The 21,085-nt window shown below is 60.0% G+C and carries 21 protein-coding genes and 2 tRNA genes; 5 read left to right on the top strand and 18 right to left on the bottom strand.

Features of this window, described 5'->3' with window-relative positions:
* Positions 1 to 119: 119 nt before the first annotated feature.
* From rpsO to rlmE, 14 genes are all read right to left on the bottom strand, one after another.
* Complete coding sequence (gene rpsO / locus ACRCYW_RS21160; RefSeq protein WP_100861224.1) at positions 120 to 389, bottom strand: 30S ribosomal protein S15; 270 nt, start codon at positions 387 to 389, stop codon at positions 120 to 122.
* A gap of 144 nt (positions 390 to 533) precedes the next feature.
* On the bottom strand, positions 534 to 1,493 hold the full coding sequence (truB, locus tag ACRCYW_RS21155) for a tRNA pseudouridine(55) synthase TruB (RefSeq protein ID WP_438551944.1): 960 nt from the start codon (positions 1,491 to 1,493) through the stop codon (positions 534 to 536).
* 1 nt (position 1,494) lies between these two features.
* Entirely contained in the window at positions 1,495 to 1,929 is a 435-nt protein-coding gene (rbfA, locus tag ACRCYW_RS21150) for a 30S ribosome-binding factor RbfA (protein ID WP_100861222.1), read from the bottom strand.
* Between the two features lie 55 nt (positions 1,930 to 1,984).
* Positions 1,985 to 4,687 carry a translation initiation factor IF-2 gene (gene infB, locus ACRCYW_RS21145; protein WP_438551943.1) on the bottom strand — a complete coding sequence of 901 codons (2,703 nt, stop codon included), beginning with the start codon at positions 4,685 to 4,687 and terminating at the stop codon, positions 1,985 to 1,987.
* A gap of 20 nt (positions 4,688 to 4,707) precedes the next feature.
* Positions 4,708 to 6,210: a transcription termination factor NusA gene (gene nusA, locus ACRCYW_RS21140; protein ID WP_438551942.1), complete on the bottom strand. Its 1,503-nt coding sequence runs from the start codon at positions 6,208 to 6,210 to the stop codon at positions 4,708 to 4,710.
* A 14-nt stretch (positions 6,211 to 6,224) separates the two neighbouring features.
* On the bottom strand, positions 6,225 to 6,683 hold the full coding sequence (gene rimP, locus ACRCYW_RS21135) for a ribosome maturation factor RimP (protein ID WP_438551941.1): 459 nt from the start codon (positions 6,681 to 6,683) through the stop codon (positions 6,225 to 6,227).
* 166 nt (positions 6,684 to 6,849) lie between these two features.
* Positions 6,850 to 6,926, bottom strand: a tRNA-Met gene (locus ACRCYW_RS21130).
* A gap of 91 nt (positions 6,927 to 7,017) precedes the next feature.
* Positions 7,018 to 7,102 (bottom strand) — tRNA-Leu (locus ACRCYW_RS21125).
* A 9-nt stretch (positions 7,103 to 7,111) separates the two neighbouring features.
* Positions 7,112 to 7,438: a preprotein translocase subunit SecG gene (gene secG / locus ACRCYW_RS21120; protein ID WP_010633113.1), complete on the bottom strand. Its 327-nt coding sequence runs from the start codon at positions 7,436 to 7,438 to the stop codon at positions 7,112 to 7,114.
* On the bottom strand, positions 7,439 to 8,203 hold the full coding sequence (tpiA, locus tag ACRCYW_RS21115) for a triose-phosphate isomerase (RefSeq protein ID WP_438551940.1): 765 nt from the start codon (positions 8,201 to 8,203) through the stop codon (positions 7,439 to 7,441). It lies immediately after the preceding gene.
* Between the two features lie 131 nt (positions 8,204 to 8,334).
* Positions 8,335 to 9,669, bottom strand: a complete 1,335-nt coding sequence (gene glmM, locus ACRCYW_RS21110) for a phosphoglucosamine mutase (RefSeq protein WP_438551939.1) — start codon at positions 9,667 to 9,669, stop codon at positions 8,335 to 8,337.
* A 17-nt stretch (positions 9,670 to 9,686) separates the two neighbouring features.
* Positions 9,687 to 10,532, bottom strand: coding sequence for a dihydropteroate synthase (gene folP / locus ACRCYW_RS21105; RefSeq protein WP_438551938.1), 846 nt, complete (start codon positions 10,530 to 10,532; stop codon positions 9,687 to 9,689).
* 83 nt (positions 10,533 to 10,615) lie between these two features.
* Positions 10,616 to 12,568: an ATP-dependent zinc metalloprotease FtsH gene (gene ftsH, locus ACRCYW_RS21100; RefSeq protein WP_438551937.1), complete on the bottom strand. Its 1,953-nt coding sequence runs from the start codon at positions 12,566 to 12,568 to the stop codon at positions 10,616 to 10,618.
* A 45-nt stretch (positions 12,569 to 12,613) separates the two neighbouring features.
* Positions 12,614 to 13,243, bottom strand: coding sequence for a 23S rRNA (uridine(2552)-2'-O)-methyltransferase RlmE (gene rlmE / locus ACRCYW_RS21095; protein ID WP_438551936.1), 630 nt, complete (start codon positions 13,241 to 13,243; stop codon positions 12,614 to 12,616).
* Positions 13,244 to 13,340: 97 nt separating this feature from the next.
* Between rlmE and yhbY the strand changes: the two genes are divergently transcribed.
* Both yhbY and ACRCYW_RS21085 read left to right on the top strand, forming a co-directional pair.
* Positions 13,341 to 13,637, top strand: coding sequence for a ribosome assembly RNA-binding protein YhbY (yhbY, locus tag ACRCYW_RS21090; protein WP_438551935.1), 297 nt, complete (start codon positions 13,341 to 13,343; stop codon positions 13,635 to 13,637).
* 108 nt (positions 13,638 to 13,745) lie between these two features.
* Positions 13,746 to 14,339, top strand: a complete 594-nt coding sequence (locus ACRCYW_RS21085; protein ID WP_438551934.1) for a PilZ domain-containing protein — start codon at positions 13,746 to 13,748, stop codon at positions 14,337 to 14,339.
* Between the two features lie 50 nt (positions 14,340 to 14,389).
* Here ACRCYW_RS21085 and greA read toward each other — a convergent pair whose 3' ends face one another.
* The 3 genes from greA to pomA form a co-directional block, all read right to left on the bottom strand.
* Positions 14,390 to 14,866: a transcription elongation factor GreA gene (gene greA, locus ACRCYW_RS21080; protein WP_438551933.1), complete on the bottom strand. Its 477-nt coding sequence runs from the start codon at positions 14,864 to 14,866 to the stop codon at positions 14,390 to 14,392.
* 133 nt (positions 14,867 to 14,999) lie between these two features.
* Positions 15,000 to 15,905 carry a flagellar motor protein MotB gene (locus ACRCYW_RS21075; protein WP_438551932.1) on the bottom strand — a complete coding sequence of 302 codons (906 nt, stop codon included), beginning with the start codon at positions 15,903 to 15,905 and terminating at the stop codon, positions 15,000 to 15,002.
* A gap of 8 nt (positions 15,906 to 15,913) precedes the next feature.
* Complete coding sequence (gene pomA / locus ACRCYW_RS21070) at positions 15,914 to 16,672, bottom strand: flagellar motor protein PomA (RefSeq protein ID WP_438551931.1); 759 nt, start codon at positions 16,670 to 16,672, stop codon at positions 15,914 to 15,916.
* A 234-nt stretch (positions 16,673 to 16,906) separates the two neighbouring features.
* Here pomA and xseB point away from each other — a divergent pair, with 234 nt between their 5' ends.
* Genes xseB through dxs form a run of 3 tightly spaced genes read left to right on the top strand, consistent with a single transcriptional unit; the run spans position 16,907 to position 19,936 of the window.
* Positions 16,907 to 17,158 (top strand): exodeoxyribonuclease VII small subunit, encoded by a 252-nt coding sequence (gene xseB / locus ACRCYW_RS21065; RefSeq protein WP_438551930.1) that lies wholly within the window; start codon positions 16,907 to 16,909, stop codon positions 17,156 to 17,158.
* Positions 17,159 to 18,049: a (2E,6E)-farnesyl diphosphate synthase gene (gene ispA / locus ACRCYW_RS21060; RefSeq protein ID WP_438551929.1), complete on the top strand. Its 891-nt coding sequence runs from the start codon at positions 17,159 to 17,161 to the stop codon at positions 18,047 to 18,049.
* Positions 18,050 to 18,070: 21 nt separating this feature from the next.
* The gene (gene dxs, locus ACRCYW_RS21055) at positions 18,071 to 19,936 is read left to right on the top strand and encodes a 1-deoxy-D-xylulose-5-phosphate synthase (RefSeq protein WP_438551928.1); all 1,866 of its coding nucleotides are present in this window, start codon (positions 18,071 to 18,073) and stop codon (positions 19,934 to 19,936) included.
* Positions 19,937 to 20,143: 207 nt separating this feature from the next.
* On the opposite strand, the gene ACRCYW_RS21050 is transcribed toward dxs, so the two are convergent.
* On the bottom strand, positions 20,144 to 21,085 hold the full coding sequence (locus ACRCYW_RS21050; protein ID WP_438551927.1) for an ABC transporter permease: 942 nt from the start codon (positions 21,083 to 21,085) through the stop codon (positions 20,144 to 20,146).

The following is a 21,085-nucleotide window of genomic DNA, read 5'->3' as shown; positions in this document are numbered from 1 at the left end:
CAAAAGGTAAGCGGCGATACCCATTCTGTGAGGCAGGCAACGGCTTGCGGCAGCCGAAAAGCAGACAAGAAAAAAGGGGAACCCTGAGGTTCCCCTTTTTCGCGAAATCTGATGGTCGATTAACGACGCAGACCCAGCTTGGCGATCAGAGCAGCGTAACGCTGAACGTCTTTACGCTTCAGGTAGTCCAGCAGCTTACGACGCTGGGAAACCATGCGCAGCAGACCGCGACGACCGTGGTGATCCTTGGCGTGCTCCTTGAAGTGACCTTGCAGATGGTTGATCTGGGCAGTCAGCAGGGCAACCTGCACTTCGGGGGAGCCAGTGTCGTTGGCAGCGCGAGCGTTGTCAGCAACGATGGAAGCTTTGATCTCAGCATTTAGAGACATGGTGTTACTCCAGTAGAGAGTTTAAAGGTTCACAGCCGATCTCTAATTCAGCCATGAAATGAGGGCGGTATCATAATCGCACCCGCTCGCTTTCGCAACGAGAAAGCGCAGCGATCGGCAAGATGGGCCTATACCGCCTGAGGATCACTCCTCGTCCTGTTCGTCGTGATAGCGCACCAGACGCTTGGGGGCCACGCGCCCGTCGTCGTCGATCTCGCCCACCCCGATGAACTCGCGCTCCGGACCGACCGTCATGCGGACCTGACCGCTCTGCGGCGCACCCGCGACCTGGACCGCCTGGCCCTGATTCACATAGGCGGCGACCGTTGCCAGCATGTTCACCTCGGGCAGGGACGCCACAGCGGTATCCATGGGCAGCAGCAGGGGATCCAGCTGCTCCCGCGGCGGAATGCTCTCGGCCTTGGCCTGCTCGAAGATGCACTCGAGCTGATCCAGAGTCAGCATCCGATCATAGGGATAGGTCGCGACCTGGGTACGGCGCAGTTGAGTGACGTGCGCGCCACAGCCCAGCACCTCGCCGAGATCGTCCACCAGGGAGCGGATGTAGGTACCCTTGCTGCAATGCACCTCGAGGCGCACCTCATCCCCTTCGAAGCTCAGCAGTTTGAGCTCGAATACGGTGATGGGGCGCGCTTCCCGCTCGATCTCGATGCCTTCACGGGCGTACTCGTAGAGCGGACGGCCGTTGTGCTTGAGGGCGGAGTACATGGACGGCACCTGCATGATGGGGCCGCGGAACTGGTCCAGGGCCTCGATCAGGGTACCCACGGCCACGTTCACCGGCCGGGTGGAGACCACCTCGCCGTCGGAGTCGCTGGTGTTGGTGCGTTCGCCGAGCTTGGCGGTCACCTCATAGCGCTTGTCCGCCTCCAGCAGATACTGGGAGAACTTGGTCGCCTCACCGAGGCAGATCGGCAGCATGCCGGTCGCCAGGGGATCCAGGGCGCCGGTGTGGCCGGCCTTGGCGGCGTTGTAGATGCGCTTGACCTTCTGCAACACATCGTTGGAAGTCAGGCCGGTGGGCTTGTCCAGCAGCAGGATACCGTGTACGTCACGGCCCTTGAAACGACGTCTTCGAGACATCTCAGGCTTTGTCCTCAGTAGTATCATCCGGTGCGGCTTCGTCTTCGTCACGGCCGGCTTCGGTCATGCGACGCTTGTCTTCACGCACAGTGTTGGTCACCAGGTTGGAGAGACGCATCCCCTCGACCAGGGTCTGGTCGTAGTAGAAGCGCAGCTCCGGCACCACCCGCAGACGCATGGCGCTGCCCAGCAGGCTGCGGATGTAGCCAGCGGCTTCGGTCAGGCCCTTGAGCCCTTCCGCGATGCGCTCGGCGTCATTCTCCAGCTGCAGGAAGGTGACGTAAATCTTGGCATAGTTCAGATCCTTGGACACTTCCACATCGGAAACGGTCACCATGCCGATGCGCGGGTCTTTCACCTCGCGCTGCAGGATCAGCGCGATTTCACGCTGGATCTGCTGCCCGACCCGACGGGTCCGGCTGAATTCTCTGGCCATATTCTATCCTGCGATAAAAGGGGGCCGTGGCCCCCTATTTTGATTCACGCTCGGCTTACAGAGTCCGCTGGATTTCAACGGTCTCGTAAACTTCGATCTGGTCGCCTTCGCGTACGTCGTTGTAGTTCTTGACCGCGATACCACACTCGTAACCGTTGCGGACCTCGTTGACGTCATCCTTGAAGCGACGCAGGGATTCCAGCTCGCCTTCATAGATAACCACGTTGTCGCGCAGAACGCGAATACGGTTGGAACGCTTGACCACACCCTCGGTGACCATACAGCCGGCAACGGCGCCGAACTTCGGTGACTTGAAGACACTGCGGACTTCAGCCAGACCGATGATCTCCTGACGGTACTCAGGGGCCAGCATGCCGCTCATGGCCTGCTTCACTTCGTCGATCAGGTCATAGATGACGGAGTAGTAACGCAGATCCAGGCTCTCGGCATCGATGACCTTGCGCGCGGAAGCGTCGGCACGGACGTTGAAGCCCACCAGGATGGCGCTGGAGGCGGCAGCCAGGGTGGCGTCGGTTTCGGTGATACCACCCACGCCGGAGCCCACGATCTTGACCTTGACCTCGTCGGTGGAGAGCTTGACCAGCGCATCGCAGATCGCTTCCACGGAACCCTGTACGTCGGCCTTGATCACCACGTTCACTTCGGACACTTCGCCCTCGGTCATGTTGGCGAACATGTTCTCCAGCTTGGCCTTCTGCTGGCGAGCCAGCTTGACTTCGCGGAACTTGCCCTGACGATAGAGCGCCACTTCACGGGCTTTCTTCTCGTCACGCACGACGGTGGCTTCGTCACCGGCAGAGGGAACGCCGGACAGGCCGAGGATTTCCACCGGCAGGGACGGACCCGCTTCCTTGATCTCGCGACCCAGTTCGTCACGCATGGCGCGCACACGACCGTATTCCAGACCGCACAGCACGATGTCGCCCTGACGCAGGGTACCTTCCTGTACCAGCACGGTGGCAACCGGACCACGGCCCTTGTCCAGGAAGGACTCGATCACGACGCCGTTGGCCATGCCATCGAACACCGCTTTCAGCTCCAGCACTTCGGCCTGGATCAGGATGGCTTCCAGCAGATCGTCGATGCCCTCGCCAGACTTGGCGGAGACATGGACGAACTGGCAATCGCCACCCCAGTCTTCGGACATGACGTTGTAACGGGCCAGCTCGGTCTTGACGCGATCCGGATCCGCTTCCGGCTTGTCGATCTTGTTGACCGCCACCACCAGGGGCACACCGGCCGCCTTGGCGTGCTGGATGGCTTCGATGGTCTGCGGCATGACGCCGTCATCGGCCGCCACCACCAGCACCACGATATCCGTTGCCTGGGCACCACGAGCACGCATGGAGGTAAAGGCCGCGTGACCCGGGGTATCCAGGAAGGTGATCATGCCGCTTTCGGTTTCAACGTGATAAGCACCGATGTGCTGGGTAATGCCACCGGCTTCGCCTGCGGCAACCTTGGCTTTACGGATGTAATCCAGCAGCGAGGTCTTGCCGTGGTCGACGTGACCCATGATGGTCACGACCGGTGCGCGCGGCTTGGCTTCGGAGGTCTCGTCACGATCGGACAGCACCGCCTCTTCCAGCTCGTTCTCACGACGCAGCACCACCTTGTGGCCCATCTCCTCGGCAACCAGCTGAGCGGTTTCCTGGTCGATGACCTGGTTGATGGTGGCCATGGCACCCATCTTCATCATCACCTTGATGACTTCGACGCCCTTGACGGCCATCTTGTTGGCCAACTCGGCCACAGTGATGGTCTCACCGATCACCACATCGCGGTTCACCACGGCGGCCGGCTTGTTGAAGCCGTGCTTCATGGCGTTCGGCATGGCAACCTTGCCACGCTTGCCCTTGCGAGCGCGCGGGTCACGGGAGTTGCGATCGTTGCGATCGTCGTCACGGCGACCGACTTTCTTCGGTCCCTTGGCGGCGGCCGCGGTACGACGGCTGGTCTCTTCTTTGCGATCCAACTCATCTTCAGCCGCTTGCGCGTGCTTGTTGGTGGTCAGATGGTAGTCGCTGCTCTCTTTGGCACGAGCGGCTTCTTCCTCGGCCCAGCGAGTTGCGTTCTGTTCCGCCATGACGCGAGCCTCTTCGGCTTTCTTGGCGGCGAGTTCCTCAGCCTTGGTCAAGGCTGCTTGTTCTTGTTGGCGCTTCAGTTCTTCTGCTTCGCGCTTGGCCATCTTTTCTGCCTCTTGCTGAGCTGTGCTAACGGCTGCTTTGGCGGGCTGTTGAGCCTGTCGAGCCTTCTGTTGTGCCTCGATCCGCGCCTTTTCCTCAGCTTCACGACGAGCATGCTCAGCCTCACGGCGAGCCTTCTCCTCAGCCTCGCGACGGGCCTTGTCTTCGGCCTCGTGGCGAGCTTTTTCTTCTGCTTCCAAACGCGCTTTTTCCTCGGCTTCCGCCTGACGCTGTTCATCTTCCAGCGCCGAGCGTTTTACATAGGTGCGAGTCTTGCGTACTTCTACCTGCACTTCTTTATTCTTGCCGCCAGTCCCCTGAACACTCAGGGTGCTCTTGGTCTTGCGCTGCAAGGTCATGCGGGCAGGCGCGGTGATCTCGTCACCTCCATGCTGTTTCTTCAGATGAGCCAGCAGAGTCTGTTTCTCAGACTCGCTGATCATGTCGTCGGCCTTGCTCTTAACGATACCGGCATCGGCGAACTGCTGGAGAAGACGATCAACCGGCGTGTCGATGTCAGTGGCAAGTTGTTTGACTGATACTTCTGCCATTCATTTTCCTCCGTTTGATCTTAACTAGACTGCTCTTCTCCGAACCAACAGATATTGCGAGCAGCCATAATCAACTCACCTGCCTTCTCGGCGGTCAGCTCTTCAATGTCGGCAAGGTCATCGATACCTTGCTCTGCCAAATCTTCCAGGGTACCCACACCGCGAGCAGCCAGGGCATAAGCCAGGTCACGACCCAGGCCAGCCAGATTGAGCAGGTCTTCGGAAGGCTCGACGCCTTCGAAGGATTCTTCTTTGGCCAGGGCCTTGGTGGTCAGTACATCCTTGGCACGCTTGCGCAGCTCTTCGACCATGTCTTCATCCAGACCGTCGATGGCCAGCAGCTCGTTGACGGGCACGAAGGCGATCTCTTCCAGGGTGGAGAAACCTTCTTCCATCAGCAGGCTGGCGAAATCGTCGTCGATGTCGAGGGCGCTGGTGAACAGGGTCAGGATGCGATCGTTCTCGGCCTGGTGCTTGGCACGCATGTCCTCGACGGTCATGACGTTCAGCTCCCAACCGGTCAGCTGGGAGGCCAGACGCACGTTCTGACCGTTGCGACCGATGGCCTGGGCCAGGTTCGCGGCTTCCACGGCGATGTCCATGGTATGGTTGTCTTCATCGACGATGATGGAGGCCACATCGGCGGGCGCCATGGCGTTGATCACGTATTGAGCGGGGTTGTCATCGTACAGCACGATGTCGGCACGCTCACCGCTCAGCTCGGCGGAGACGGCTTGCACACGGGCACCGCGCATGCCGATGCAGGCACCGATCGGATCGATGCGGCGATCGTTGGTCTTGACCGCGATCTTGGCGCGGGAACCCGGATCACGGGCGGCGCCCATGATTTCGATCATCTCTTCGCCGATCTCCGGCACTTCGATGCGGAACAGCTCTTTGAGGAAGTCCGGGCTGGAACGGCTGACGAACAGCTGGGAGCCACGGGCCTCGGGGCGTACGGCATAGAGCAGACCACGGATGCGGTCGCCCGGACGGAAGGTCTCGCGCGGCAGCATGTCATCGCGGAAGATCACGGCCTCGGCATTGCTGCCCAGATCCAGGATCACGTTGTCGCGGTTGCTCTTCTTGACCACGCCGCTGATGATGGTGCCTTCCTTGTCCTTGAACTGGTCAACGACCTGGGAACGCTCGGCCTCGCGCACTTTCTGCACGATGACCTGCTTGGCGGTCTGGGTGGTGATGCGGTCGAAGGTCACAGAGTCGATTTGATCTTCCACATAGTCACCGATCTGGATTTCCGGCTGCTCGATCTGAGCGGCTTCCAGGGTAATTTCGGCGTAAGGGTTCTCCATCGCGGCCTGATCGGCGATGACCACCCAGCGGCGATAGGTGTCGTAGTCGCCGGTCTTGCGATCGATCTCGACCCGAACTTCAATCTCGCCTTCGTATTTTTTCTTGGTCGCAGTCGCCAGCGCCGTCTCCAGAGCCTGGAAAATCTTCTCACGGGGAACCGCTTTTTCGTTGGACACAGCGTCAACGACCAGCAAAATCTCTTTATTCATATCCGATAGCCTCGTTAACCAAAGTTCGGCACTATGTTCGCTTTTTGGATATTGGTGAAAGCCAACACCTCGTCCTTACCATCCACCGTCAGGGTGATCATGTCTCCCTGCACGGCTTTGATTACGCCTTTGAACTTGCGGCGGTTGTTTGTTGCCATCCGAAGCGAAACCGCCGCCTCCTGGCCAACGTATTTTTCGAACTGGGCGACCTTGAACAGGGGGCGATCCAGACCGGGAGAAGAGACCTCGAGGTAATACTCCTCGGTGATGGGATCTTCAACGTCCATGATGGCACCGACCTGGTGGCTCACCTCGGCACAGTTTTCCACCGTCACGCCTTGCTCGCCGTCGATGTAAACGCGCAGGGTCGAGTGCTTACCCGCGCGGATAAACTCGACACCCCACAGTTCGAAACCCAAGGCAACGACAGGAGCCTCGAGCAGATCGGTCAAACGTTGTTCCAACGTAGCCAAAGTCACCCTCCGAAAAACAAAAAAAGGGCATATAGCCCAGATAGAGATCGATTCAGAGTAAATCGCACATAACAAAAAGCCCCGATGTCAAATCGGGGCTTGGCGCTTTACCCTGATTGTCGCCTCGCAGCGACCGCCTTCCCGAGCGTAGGAAATGCGTGAAATTTGGTTGCGGGGGCCGGATTTGAACCGACGACCTTCGGGTTATGAGCCCGACGAGCTACCATGCTGCTCCACCCCGCGTCCGAAATCGTGCGAGATTATAGCCACTTCATTCTCGTCACACAAGACTGACTGGCTATAACACCCCGGTTACCCGGGTTCACTGCTTAATTGGTGCCGTGGGCGGGACTCGAACCCGCACACCCTAGAGCACTACCCCCTCAAGATAGCGTGTCTACCAATTCCACCACCACGGCAAAAACTCTTTATTCGGGAACGTCAGTATCTTTCTTCACTGGCGCTTTGCTCTGCTCAACTTGTTGAGTCTGTTGCAGATTTTCCCATTCGCTACCCTGTTTTACCTTGTTGCTTGACATGGAGCCGAGCACCAGGCTAATCAAAAAGAACAGAGTCGCCAAAATTGCAGTTGTGCGGGTCAGGAAACTGCCTGAACCACCGGAGCCGAATACGGTATTCGATGCCCCTGCGCCGAAGGAGGCGCCCATATCAGCCCCTTTACCTTGCTGAATCATCACCAGACCAATCAGGGCCAGCGAAACCAACAGATAAACGACCAAAAGAATCTCGTACATTTAACTTGCACCCTTTGCCGCTTCAACGATTCCTAAAAACGCCTTGTCATCGAGACTCGCACCGCCGATCAGACCACCGTCTACATCAGACTGGGCAAACAAATCTCGCGCATTGGCCGGTGTCACGCTCCCACCATAGATGATTCTGACTTTCTCACCTATTACCGGAGTATCCTCCGCCAAGCGACCGCGAATAAAGGAATGAACCTCTTGTGCCTGCTCGGGTGTGGCGCATTTACCTGTACCTACAGCCCAAATCGGCTCGTAGGCGATGATAGCATTATCGAAAGCCATCGCGCCATTTTTCTCTATGACGATATCCAGCTCTTCGGCGATCACCTCGAAGGTTCTTCTCGCCTGCCTAGCCGCACCTGACTCCCCCAAACAGAGGATGGGGATCAAGCCTGCCGCTCTGGCTGCCGCGAACTTCTCCGCGACGATGAAACTGGTCTCACCAAAGAGACGCCTGCGCTCGGAATGTCCTACCAGTACGTAGCGACATCCTGCCTCAACCAGCATCTCACACGAGACTTCACCCGTATAAGCGCCCGACTGGTGCTGGCTCACATTCTGAGCCCCCAACTTCATCACCCTTTGCTCATTGAGCAGAGCGGCCGTGAAGTCGAGATGCACATGGGATGGACACAAGACCACGTCTACCCGTTCGTCGATGCCTTGAAGGCACTGACCAGTAAACTGCTCTAACTGCGACCTACTACCGTGTAACTTCCAGTTGGCTGCTACAAACGGCTTGCGATGTCCCATCGGCAACTCCCTTGCGAAAGCGGGGCTGATAATATCCAGAGGATGCTCAGCTGACAAGTGCTATTTTCAAATTTTCGAATCGTTTGAACAAGATACGAACAAGGCGGCTAAAAAGCCGCCCAAAACGCTCATTAAAACGCCGATTCGACCCGTTTGGCGATGCGATTCGCCATATCCAGAACCTGTTGTTCGTCTTCCCCTTCCACCATGACCCGGATCAGGGGTTCGGTACCGGATTTGCGCAGCAGGACGCGGCCACGACCGGCCAGCTCCTGTTCCACCGCGGCAACCTCTTGCATGACGGCCTCGGCCGCCAGCGGGTCCTTACCCTCGGCAAAACGGACGTTCACCAGCACCTGCGGGAACTTGCTCATGCCGGAGCGCAGCTTGGCCAGCGGCATCTCGGCGCTGCAGACGGCGGTCAGCACCTGCAGGGCGGCGACTATACCATCCCCCGTGGTGGTCTGATCCAGGCAGATGATGTGCCCCGAGTTCTCCCCCCCGATGCGCCAGCCCTTCTCGTTCATCATCTCCAGCACGTAGCGGTCACCCACCTTGGCACGGGCAAACGGAATGCCGAGGGTCTGCAGCGCCAGCTCCAGCCCCATGTTGGCCATCAGGGTACCGACCACGCCCCCCTTGAGGCGGCCGTTGCGCAGGGCGTCGCGGGCGATGATGTAGAGGATCTCGTCCCCATCGATGATGTAGCCGGTGTTGTCCACCATCACCAGGCGGTCGCCGTCACCGTCGAAGGCGACGCCGAGATCGGCCTTGCACTCCAGCACCTTGGCGGCCAGCGCCTCGGGGGCGGTAGAGCCGACGCCATCGTTGATGTTGAGGCCATCCGGGCTGCAGCCGATGGCGATCACCTCGGCACCGAGTTCACGAAACACGGAGGGGGCTATGTGGTAGGTGGCGCCGTGGCCACAGTCCACCACCATCTTCAGCCCTTCCAGGCTCAGATGGGTGGGGAAGGTGCTCTTGCAGAATTCGATGTAACGGCCGGCGGCATCATCGATACGCTGGGCCTTGCCGAGCTCGGCCGACTCCACACACTTGAGTTCGTGATCCAGCTCGGCCTCGATGGCGAGCTCCACCTCGTCCGGCAGCTTGATACCATCGGCGGAGAAGAACTTGATGCCGTTGTCGTAATAGGGGTTGTGGGAGGCGCTGATGACGATGCCGGCCTCGGCACGGAAGGTGCGAGTCAGGTAGGCCACCGCCGGTGTCGGCATGGGACCCATCAGTATGGCCTTGAGGCCGGCGGCGGAGAGCCCAGCTTCCAGCGCAGATTCCAGCATGTAGCCGGAGATGCGGGTGTCCTTGCCGATCAGCACCTTCCTGGTGCCCTTCTTGGAGAGCACCTTGCCGGCGGCCCAGCCCAGCTTCATCACGAAATCTGGGGTAATGGGGTATTCACCCACCTTGCCGCGCACACCGTCTGTGCCGAAGTACTTTCTGGTCATTGTCTGTTCTCTTTTTCTTATTTGGATACGAAATCTTGTCCCGTCATGGTCATCCAGCCGACTCGCAACGCGTCCATGGTGGCGCGCACGTCGTGTACCCGGATGATCCTAGCACCCTGCTGCAACCCGATCAGGGCACAGGCCAGACTGCCTGCCAGCCGTTCATCGACCGGGCAGCCCAGCAGATTGCCTATCATAGACTTTCGCGACATGCCCACCAAGAGCGGCAGGTTGTAATCGAGCAACTTGTGCTGCTCCGCCAGCAGCTGATAGTTGTGGGCCACCGTCTTGCCAAAGCCATAGCCGGGATCCAGCAGCAGATGCTCGCGCGTGATCCCCGCCAACAGGCAGGCGGCGATGCGCTCATCGAAGAAGGCTCTCACCTCCCCCAGCAAGTCATCATAATGGGGCTCGGCCTGCATGGTGCGCGGCTGCCCCTGCATGTGCATGAGACAGACGGGGACGTCAGCCTCTGCCGCGGCGGCCAGCGCTCCCGGCTCCAGCAGAGCGCGCACATCGTTGATAAGGTGGGCCCCCGCGGCGCAGCCCTCCCTCATCACTATGGCCTTGGAGGTGTCGAGGGAGATCATCACCTCCAGCTCCTGCACCATGCGCTCGACCACAGGGATCACCCGGTCCAGTTCCTCCTGCTCGCTCACATCCGGCGCACCGGGCCGGGTCGACTCACCGCCGATGTCGATGATGGTCGCTCCCTCCGCCATCATCTGGCGAACGCGGCTCAGCGCCAGCTCCACCTGATTGAAACGACCGCCGTCCGAGAAGGAGTCCGGTGTCACATTGAGGATCCCCATGACATGGGGACGTTCGAGGGAAAGGCTGCACCCTTTACTGCTTAATTGCATCTTCACTTCCACCTGTTCAGAAAATCACGCGTATCCGCATAAAGAAAAACCCCGGGCAAGCCCGGGGTTTGGATGATCACGACTTATTTGGCAGGCACGTCATTCGCCTTGTCGATGTCGGTCAGCGAGGCGCTGTTGTCATCGGCCTGGGTCTTGGCCTCTGGCTCGCTGCTCACGCTGGCACCGCCTTGCGGGGTGTCGCCGTGCTCGTCGTGCCAGTTGCTGGGAGCACGGACCTCGCGACGGGCCATCAGATCGTCTATCTGCTTGGCGTCTATGGTCTCGTACTTCATCAGCGCATCTTTCATGGTGTGCAGCACGTCCATGTTGTCCAGCAGGATCTGCTTGGCACGGTCGTAGTTGCGATCGATGACCTGCTTGACCTCAGCATCTATGATGCGGGCGGTATCGTCGGACATGTGCTTGGCCTTGGCCATGCTGCGACCGAGGAAGACTTCACCGTCCTCTTCCGCGTAGAGCATGGGACCGAGACGCTCGGACATGCCCCACTGGGTCACCATCTTGCGGGCGATGTCGGTGGCGCGCTCGATGTCGTTGGAGGCACCGGTCGATACCTTCTCGGCACCGTAGATCAGCTCTTCCGCCAGACGACCGCCGTACAGGCTGGAGATCATGGATTCCAGGTGCTGCTTGGAGTGGCTCCAGCGATCCTGCTCGGGCAGGTACATGGTCACACCCAGGGCTCGGCCACGGGGGATGATAGAGACCTTGTAGACGGGATCGTGATCCGGCACGACGCGACCTATGATGGCGTGGCCCGCCTCGTGGTAAGCCGTCATCTCCTTCTCGGACTCCTTCATCACCATGGAGCGACGTTCCGCCCCCATCATGATCTTGTCCTTGGCCTTCTCGAACTCGCTCATGGAGACCACACGGCGGCTCTCACGGGCGGAGAACAGGGCGGCCTCGTTGACCAGGTTCGCGAGATCTGCACCGGAGAAACCCGGGGTACCGCGGGCAATCAGGGCCGCATTGACGTCATCCGCCAACGGCACCTTGCGCATGTGCACCTTCAGGATCTGCTCGCGACCACGGACATCCGGCAGACCGACCACGACCTGACGGTCGAAACGGCCCGGACGCAGCAGCGCGGGGTCCAGCACATCGGGGCGGTTGGTGGCGGCGATGACGATGACGCCCTCGTTGCCCTCGAAGCCATCCATCTCGACCAGCATCTGGTTCAGGGTCTGCTCACGCTCGTCGTGACCACCACCCAAGCCGGCGCCACGCTGACGACCGACTGCATCGATCTCATCGATGAAGATGATGCAGGGGGAGGACTTCTTCGCCTGCTCGAACATGTCGCGTACCCGGGAGGCACCGACACCCACGAACATCTCGACGAAATCGGAGCCGGAGATGGTGAAGAAGGGCACCTTGGCCTCGCCCGCGATGGCCTTGGCCAGCAGGGTCTTACCGGTACCGGGCGGGCCGACCAGCAGCACGCCGGTGGGGATCTTGCCGCCCAGCTTCTGGAACTTGGTCGGATCGCGCAGATAGTCGACCAGCTCCTTCACCTCTTCCTTCGCCTCGTCACAACCCGCCACGTCGACGAAGGTGGTCTTGATCTGATCTTCACTCATCAGGCGAGCCTTGCTCTTGCCAAACGACATGGCACCCTTGCCACCGCCGCCCTGCATCTGACGCATGAAGAAGACCCAGACACCGATCAGCAACAGCATCGGGAACCAGGAGATGAGAATGGACGTGATCAGAGACGGCTCTTCCGGCTTCTCACCCACCACTTTGACGTTGTGGTTGAGCATGTCGTTGAGCAATTGGGGATCCGGCGCCGGGATGATGGTCGTGAAACGTTCACCGGTGCGCTTGACGCCATTAATGACCTTGCCATCCATCCGCACTTCACGGATCTGCTCTTGGGTCACTTCTTTAACGAAGCTGGAATAGTCCAGCTGGCGACTGTTGGTATCGCTGGGGCTGAAGCTATTGAACACCGACATCAACACGACGGCGATGACCAGCCACAGGATTAGGTTTTTCGCCATGTCACTCAAATCAATGACCTCGCAGACTGACAGTTAACGATGAGGGTTAGGGTACTACAGTTTAAAACCGGTAGCCACAATGTAGACTTCTCGTGAACGGGCACGGGATGAGTCGGGTTTTCGAATCTTGACGGCAGTGAAAAGTTTACGGATTTCATTGAGATAGGCGTCGAACCCCTCCCCCTGGAACACCTTCACCACGAAACTGCCGTTGGTGCGCAGCACCTGATTGCACATGTCCAGCGCCAGTTCGACCAGATACATGGAACGAGCCTGATCGACCTGCTGGGTGCCACTCATGTTGGGGGCCATGTCGGACATCACCACATCCACCTTGTTCGGGCCGACCCGATCCAGCAAGGCACCGAGTACAGTTTCCTCCCGAAAGTCCCCTTGCAGGAAATCGACACCGGCGATGGAATCCATCGGCAGAATGTCGCAAGCGATCACTCGCCCATTGTCGCCCACCTGGTCGATGGCAAACTGGGACCAGCCACCGGGCGCCGCCCCCAGATCCACCACCGTCATGCCCGACTTGAGCAGTCTGTCCTTGCCCTGGATCTCGTCAATCTTGAACACGGCGCGGGAACGCAGTCCCAATTTCTGGGCTTTTTTGACGTATTGATCGTCAAAATGCTCTTTTAACCAGCGGGTTGAACTCGGGGAATGCTTTTTCTGGGTCATGATTGTCGACTTTAAAAAACCACAAGGGTTATTAGTATTAAGGGCTAAGTGGGGGTAGAATACGCCCCTTTCAACCCTGACTTATGAAGAAATTGCCATGATTCTCAACAATAAACAGAAACAGTACCTCAAGGGCCTGGCCCACAGCCTGAAGCCGGTCGTCCTGCTGGGACAACACGGTCTGACCGAAGGGGTGCTGGCCGAGATCGATCTGGCGCTGAACCACCACGAGCTGATCAAGGTTAAGGTTGCGTCTGAAGATCGTGAGATGAAACAGCTGGTGATGGACGCCATCGTCCGTGAGACCGGTGCCATCAAGGTACAGAGCATGGGCCACGTGCTGACCATCTACCGTCAGGCCACAGAACCCAAGATCCAATTACCACGCAAGTAACAGGAAAGAGCATTCGCTCTTTCCTTCATTCATTTCCCTTCTTCCCAAGTCGCTTGCCAAAATAGTCATCAGGCCCTTAACCTGCGATGAATACTTGCGGATACCTCTATGGACAAGCAACCTATCCTCACCGATGAGGAGCTGGCCATGCTGCGGGAACTGGGAGACTCCGAGGAGTTGGCCACCGGCCAGTTCCTGCGGGGTGATCTGAACCTTCCCCTGCAGAGCCTGCTGCAACGCGCCGACTACCTCGTGCTCGAAGCCCAGATCGCCGGCCACCAGTTACGCTTCCCCCTCCATCACGGCGAACCGGAGGAAGGCCATAGCGAACTGCGCATCGCTGCCCCGGCCATCTCCGAGCTGGGTCATGCCCATCTGCGTCCCTGGCGCCTCGATGTCAAGGCCAACCTGCAGACGGCGGATGGAGACTATGAAGTGCCCAGCCTCTCGGTGGGCGGCCTCATCGCAACGGGGCTGCCCCCGACCCTTGCCAGGGGCGATACCTTCGAAGGCATGCTGCTTATCGAGACCCTTCCCCCCTTGCCCATCACCGCCACCCTGATAAGGCCCATCCGGTCTCACAAGCCTCGGCAAGATTGGGCTCTGCAATACCAGCTGGGTCAGGGAGACAGGGAACGGCTGCGGGACTGGATCTTCCTGCGTCATCAGGATGCCTTCACCCGGGAATATCACGCGGACTGAATGCAAACAGGGGAGCCGGGCTCCCCTGTTTCATCGGTCACATCCCTTGTTCAGAGATATTCGACTTCCAGGATCTCGTACTCCACGTCACCCGCGGGTGTCTTGACGATGGCGACGTCGTCCACTTCCTTGCCGATCAGGGCACGGGCGATGGGGGAGTTCACGGAGATCATGTTCTGTTTGATGTCCGCCTCGTCGTCACCCACTATGCGGTAGATCACTTCCTCTTCCGTCTCGCTTTTCAGCAGGGTCACGGTGGCGCCGAAGATGATGCGACCGTTGTTGGCGATCTTGGTGATGTCGATCACCTGGGCATTGGAGAGCTTGCCTTCGATCTCCTGAATGCGGCCTTCACAGAAGCCCTGTTGCTCGCGAGCGGCATGGTATTCGGCGTTTTCTTTCAGATCACCATGCTCACGGGCCTCGGCGATCGCTTCGATAATCTGGGGACGCAGCTCGCTCTTCAGATAGTCGAGCTCTTGGCGCAGCTTCTCGGCGCCGCGAACAGTCATCGGAGTATGATTCATAGTCGAAACCTGGGTTGCTTTATAAAGAGAAGCTGCGGCAATCAAAGAGAGCCGCAGCTATCGGTTCGGATGAGGCATCTTAATATGAAGCCGTCACAAAATCCATGTCAGCCCCTGCGAGCGGGATCCCGCTTTAGGGGGAAACCGGCCTGGGCTCGGACACCCCTATGGGGGCGGAGACGGTCGGTTTGCCCTGCATGATGGCGATCTCCACCCGCCGGTTCATGCGCCGGTTCTCCGGGCTGTTGTTGGGCACCAGTGGCTGGGAATCCGCCATGCCCTGCACCACCAGTCGGTTGGGATCAAACCCCGGCACCTTGATCATCTGGTGGGCCACCGCCACCGCCCGCTGGGAGGAAAGCTCCCAGTTGGACTGGAACAACTCGTCCTCGGTGGCCACGTCATCGGTGTGACCGGAGACGGTGATCTCCCCCGGCACATCCTTGAGCAGGGCCGCCACCTTGCGGATCACCGGCCAGAACTGGGGCTGCAGGAAGGCAGAACCCGCGGGAAACGCGGCTTTCTCACGGATGCGAATGATGATCTGCTGCCCCAACGCCTCTATCTCGATGGCCCCGTCCTGGATCTGGGCCTGCATCTGCTCGGCCAGGGACTTGGCCAGATCATTGGACTGCTCCTGCGCCTTCTGGGCCTGGTGGGAACTGTCGCCACCGGTCAGGTTGCCGTCCGTCTTGTCCTTGCCACCGGCCTGATCCGCATCCCCCGGCTGAAAATCCAGCTCGGTCTGGGTCAGGTCTATGGTCTGCTGCATGATGGTGTCGATGGGGGTCGGCTCGGGCCGCCCCGGCCTGAACTCCTGGGCGATGACGGAGGTGCCCTTGGGGATGTCTTTCACCTCCAGAATATTCTGCACCCCGAACGCCTTCTCCATGGAGCCCGCTATCTGCTTGAACTTCTGCACGTCCATCTCGGCGAAGGAGAGCAAGAGCACGAAGAAGCACATCAAGAGCGACATCAGATCGGCGAAGGTGCCCATGTAACCGGGCAGGCCGGGAGGCGGACACTTGCACTTAGACATGGCGACTCCTACTCCATCCCGTTATTGCGTTTGGACTGGTGCAGGTAGTTCTGCAGCATGGCCTGGATGACGCGAGGGTTCTGGCCATCCTGGATCCCCATGATGGCGTCCAGGATCAGGGTACGGCTCAGGCGCTCCTCGCCGCTGCGCAGTTCCAGCTTGTCGGCGATGGGGATGGCGATCATGTTCGCCTCGATGGCGCCATAGAGGGTGGTCAGCAGGGCCACCGCCATGGCCGGACCGATGGACTTGGGATCGCTCATGTTCGCCAGCATGGCCACCAGCCCCACCAGGGTGCCTATCATGCCCATGGCCGGGCCGAGATCCCCGAGGGAGCGGAACACCTTGATGGCGATGACATGGCGCTCCGCCGTCAGATCGATGTCCTTCTCCATCACGGCCCGCACCACATCGGCGTCGTGGCCATCCACCAGCATGTCGATGCCCTTCTTCATGAAGGTATTGGGGATCTCCGCCGCCTCCAGGGCCAGGAAGCCGCCCTTGCGCGCGGCATCCGCCAGCTCGACCGCCTTGGCGATGAGATCGTCGAGCTTGTCCCCCTTGTACATGAAGGCCTTGCCCGCCACCTTGAACGCCATGAAGAACTGGCTGAGGTTGAACTTCATCATGCAGATGAACAGGGACCCCAATATGGTGATATAGACCGACGGCATATCCACATACATGGTCACCGGACCGCCCAACAACATGCCATAAACAACGACACCAAAGCCCAGCACTATGCCTATCAGACTGCCTAAATCCACATCCCTACTCCTGTCACCGAACTTGCCTTCTATTTATACTGCGTTGAATTTTCTGCTATTGCGCCGCGGGCAGCAAGCCCGGCACGAGGCAATCTGCGCCAGGCAATCCCTGGCTGCCAGTCCCGCCTTATCGGCCAAAGCCGCGATAGTTTGAGCACGGTGCGCTTTTCTGCCTCCCCCCTGTGGCCGGTCGATGTTAAGATGAGCCGTTTTTTTCAATCCCCGAGGATGGACATGGCCAGTAAAAAAATCGACCGTCTGAGTTTTGATGCCACCCTGGAAGAGCTGGAGACCATAGTGCATCAGCTCGAACAGGGTTCGCTCCCCCTCGAGGAGGCACTCAAGCAGTTCGAACAGGGTATCCACCTGGTGCGGGCCGGCCAGCAGAAGCTGGAGCAGGCCGAACAGAAGATCCAGATCCTGCTGACCCAGGCCGACGGCAGCGAGCAGGCGGTCCCCTTTTCCCCTGAACAAGGAGAGGAGTGAGTGACGCTGGACGATTTCACCCGCCTGCACCGTCGCCGCATCGACGACTGTCTGACGGCGCAGCTGGATGCCCTGCCCCCCATGGCGCCCCGCCTGCGGGATGCCATGAAATACGGCCTGCTGCTCGGTGGCAAACGGGTACGCCCCTTTCTGGTCTACGCCGTGGGCGAGATGCTGGGGGTGAAGAGCGAGTATCTCGACGGCCCGGCGGCCGCGGTGGAGTGCATCCACGCCTACTCCCTGCTGCACGACGACCTGCCCGCCATGGACGACGACGATCTCCGTCGCGGCCAGCCGACGGTGCACAAGGCCTTCGATGAGGGCACCGCCATCCTGGCCGGGGATGCCCTGCAGACCCTGGCGTTTTCCATCCTGGCCGATCACCCCCTCCCCGAGGTGCTGCTGGCCAACCGGGTACGGATGCTGAGCACGCTAGCCCGCGCCTCGGGATATCTGGGCATGTGCGGCGGCCAGGCGCTGGATCTGGAGGCCGAGAGCCGCCGGATCAGCCTCGCCGAACTCGAACAGGTGCATCGTCACAAGACGGGGGCCCTCATCGAGTGTGCCGTCACCCTGGGCGCCCTCTGCAAGGAGGATGTCGCGCCACAGACCCTGGCGGCCCTGCAAACCTATGCCGCCGCCATCGGCCTCGCCTTCCAGGTGCAGGACGACATCCTCGACATCACAGGCGATACCGAGACCCTCGGCAAGCCGCAAGGCTCGGATCTGGCGCTGGAAAAGAGCACCTATCCCGCCCTGCTCGGACTCGACAATGCCCGTGAGCTGGCTCGCGAACTGCATGACAAGGCCTTAACAGCCCTGCAATCCTTGCCCTACAATACCGACATTCTGGAAGCGTTTGCCGATTACATCATCGAGCGAACCCACTAAACGCTGGATAACAGTAACAAGATGAGCGTTGATATAAGCGAATACCCCAACCTGGCCCTCGCGGACACGCCGGTCGAATTGCGATCCCTGCCCAAAGAGCGTCTGCCCGTGCTGTGCAACGAGCTGCGTGAGTACCTGCTGCGCTCGGTGAGCCGCTCCAGCGGTCACTTCGCCTCGGGCCTTGGCACCGTCGAGCTGACGGTGGCCCTGCACTACGTCTACAATACCCCCTTCGATCGACTGGTGTGGGACGTGGGCCATCAGGCCTATCCCCACAAGATCCTGACCGGTCGGCGCGATCGCATTCACACCATCCGCCAGAAGGATGGCCTGCACCCCTTCCCTTGGCGCGGCGAGAGCGAATATGACGTGCTCTCCGTCGGTCACTCCAGCACCTCCATCGGGGCGGCCCTCGGCATGGCGGTCGCCGCCGAGCACGAGGGGCTGGGCCGCAAGGTGGTCGCCGTCATCGGCGATGGCGCCATCACCGCCGGCATGGCGTTCGAGGCCCTCAACCACGCCGGCGACGTCCACAAGGACATGCTGGTGGTGCTCAATGACAATGAGATGTCCATCTCCGAAAACGTCGGGGCGCTGAACAACCACCTGGCCAGGCTGATGTCCGGCAAGCTCTACACCACTATCCGCGAGGGTGGCAAGAAGGTGCTGGCCGGGGTTCCCCCGGTCAAGGAGCTGGCCAAGCGGGCAGAAGAACACTTGAAAGGCATGGTGGTGCCCGGCACTCTGTTCGAGGAGTTCGGCTTCAACTACATAGGCCCCATCGACGGCCATGACATCGGTGCTTTGGTCGAGACCCTGCGCAACATGCGCAACCTCAAGGGCCCCCAGCTGCTGCACGTCAAGACCAAGAAGGGCAAGGGTTACGAGCCCGCCGAGAAGGATCCCATCGGTTACCACGCCGTGCCCAAGTTCAACCCGGACGACTGCATCCTGCCCAAGAGCGGCGGCGGCAAGCCGACCTTCTCCGCCATCTTCGGCCAGTGGCTGTGCGACATGGCGGTGAAAGACGAAAAGCTGGTCGGCATCACCCCCGCCATGCGCGAGGGATCTGGCCTGGTCAAGTTCAGCCAGCAGTACCCGGACCGCTATTTCGACGTGGCCATCGCCGAGCAGCATGCGGTCACCTTCGCCGCCGGTCTCGCCATCGCCGATCAGAAACCCGTGGTGGCCATCTATTCCAGCTTCCTGCAGCGCGCCTACGATCAGCTGATCCACGATGTGGCCCTGCAAGAACTGCCGGTACTGTTCGCCATCGACCGGGCCGGTCTGGTGGGAGCCGACGGCCCCACCCACCAGGGGGCCTTCGACATCAGCTTCTTGCGCACAGTGCCGAACATGGTGGTGATGACGCCATCCGATGAGAACGAGTGTCGCCAGATGCTCTACACCGGCTATCAGTGCAATCGGCCTGCGGCGGTGCGCTATCCTCGCGGCAGCGGCTGCGGTACCGAGATCCAGAGTGAAATGACGGAGCTGGAGATTGGCAAAGGCCGTGTCGTCCGTGAGGGCAAGGGCCTCGCCATCCTGGCGTTTGGCACCCTGCTGCACCAGGCCAGGGCCGCCGCCGAGGCGCTGGACGCCACCCTGGTGGACATGCGCTTCGTCAAACCCATGGACGAGGCACTGGTGCTGTCCCTTGCCGCCACTCACGACCAGTTAGTCACCCTGGAAGATAACGCCATCATGGGCGGCGCCGGCTCTGCGGTGAACGAGCTGCTGATGCGTGCCAAGCAGTGCAAGCCGGTGCTGAATCTTGGCTTGCCCGACCGCTTTATCGAGCAGGGTACCCAGGACGAGATCTACGCCCTGCTGGGGCTCGACGGCGCGGGTATTCTCGCCAGCATCCAGGCTTGGCAGCAAGCCTGACCATCATCCGACAAAGAAAAAGGGCGCCTTATGGCGCCCTTTTTGTTATTCACTGTACCAGGCCAAACCTGTTCACGAACTGTCGCGAGAAGGCCGTCAACAAGGTGAAGAGCAGCGCAGGAACCGGAGCGTATAGGTATACGTGAGGATTCCGAGCAGCACATGAGCCTTGATCACGGCCTCGCAGCAAGTTCGTGGATAGGTTTATCAGCCCTTGTAGATCTTGGGATTGAACACATCACGCAGCCAGTCGCCGAGCAGGTTGATCACCAGCACCAGCACCACCAGACAGATCCCCGGGAAGGCGGTGATCCACCAGGAGCCGGAGAAGATGTAGTTGAAACCCACGCTGATGAGGGACCCGAGGGACGGCTGATCCACCGGCATGCCGAGGCCGAGGAAGGAGAGCGCCGCCTCACTCATGATGGCGTTCGCCACCTGCACGGTGGAGATGACCAGGATGGGGGACAGGCAGTTCGGCAGTATGTGGCGGAACATGATGCGCGGGGCACGGAATCCCATCACCTGAGCCGCTTCCACATACTCCTTCTTCTTCTCCGCCAGCACCGAGGCGCGCACGGTCCGAGCATATTGGGGCCATTCGGCGATGCCGATGATCACCACCAGCATCAGGATGGCGAACTTGGAGTAGAACTCAGAGCCAAAGGTCGCCTGGAAGATGGCGGAGATGATGATGGCCACCATCATGGTGGAGAAGGAGAGCTGCACGTCGGCGAAACGCATCAGCAGGTTGTCGATGCGGCCACCGAAGTAACCCGCCAGCAGACCGATGACGATGCCGAGCAGCAGCTGCAGCGCCACCGCGAACAGGCCTATGGTCAGGGAGATGCGGGCACCATACAGGATGGTGCTCCAGATATCCCGGCCCTGGTTGTCGGTGCCGAGCCAGAAGCGCTCCTCCCCCCCTTCCAGCCAGGAGGGTGGCAGCTCGGCGTCCATCAGATCGAAGCTGGTCAGATCGTAGACGTTGTGGGGTGCCAGCCAGGGCGCCAGCAGCGCCGCCAGCACGAACACCACGAACACGGCGAAGCTGAACATGGCTACCTTGTCCCGCAGGAAGTAGTAGACGATGTCAGAGTTCTTGATACGAGCCCAACGGCTTGGGCTTGCAGTCACTGCGTTACTCAT

It is taken from the genome of Aeromonas sp. (genome assembly GCF_051657805.1).
Classification (GTDB): Bacteria; Pseudomonadota; Gammaproteobacteria; order Enterobacterales; family Aeromonadaceae; genus Aeromonas.
This window is presented reverse-complemented; position numbering and strand designations above follow the sequence as displayed.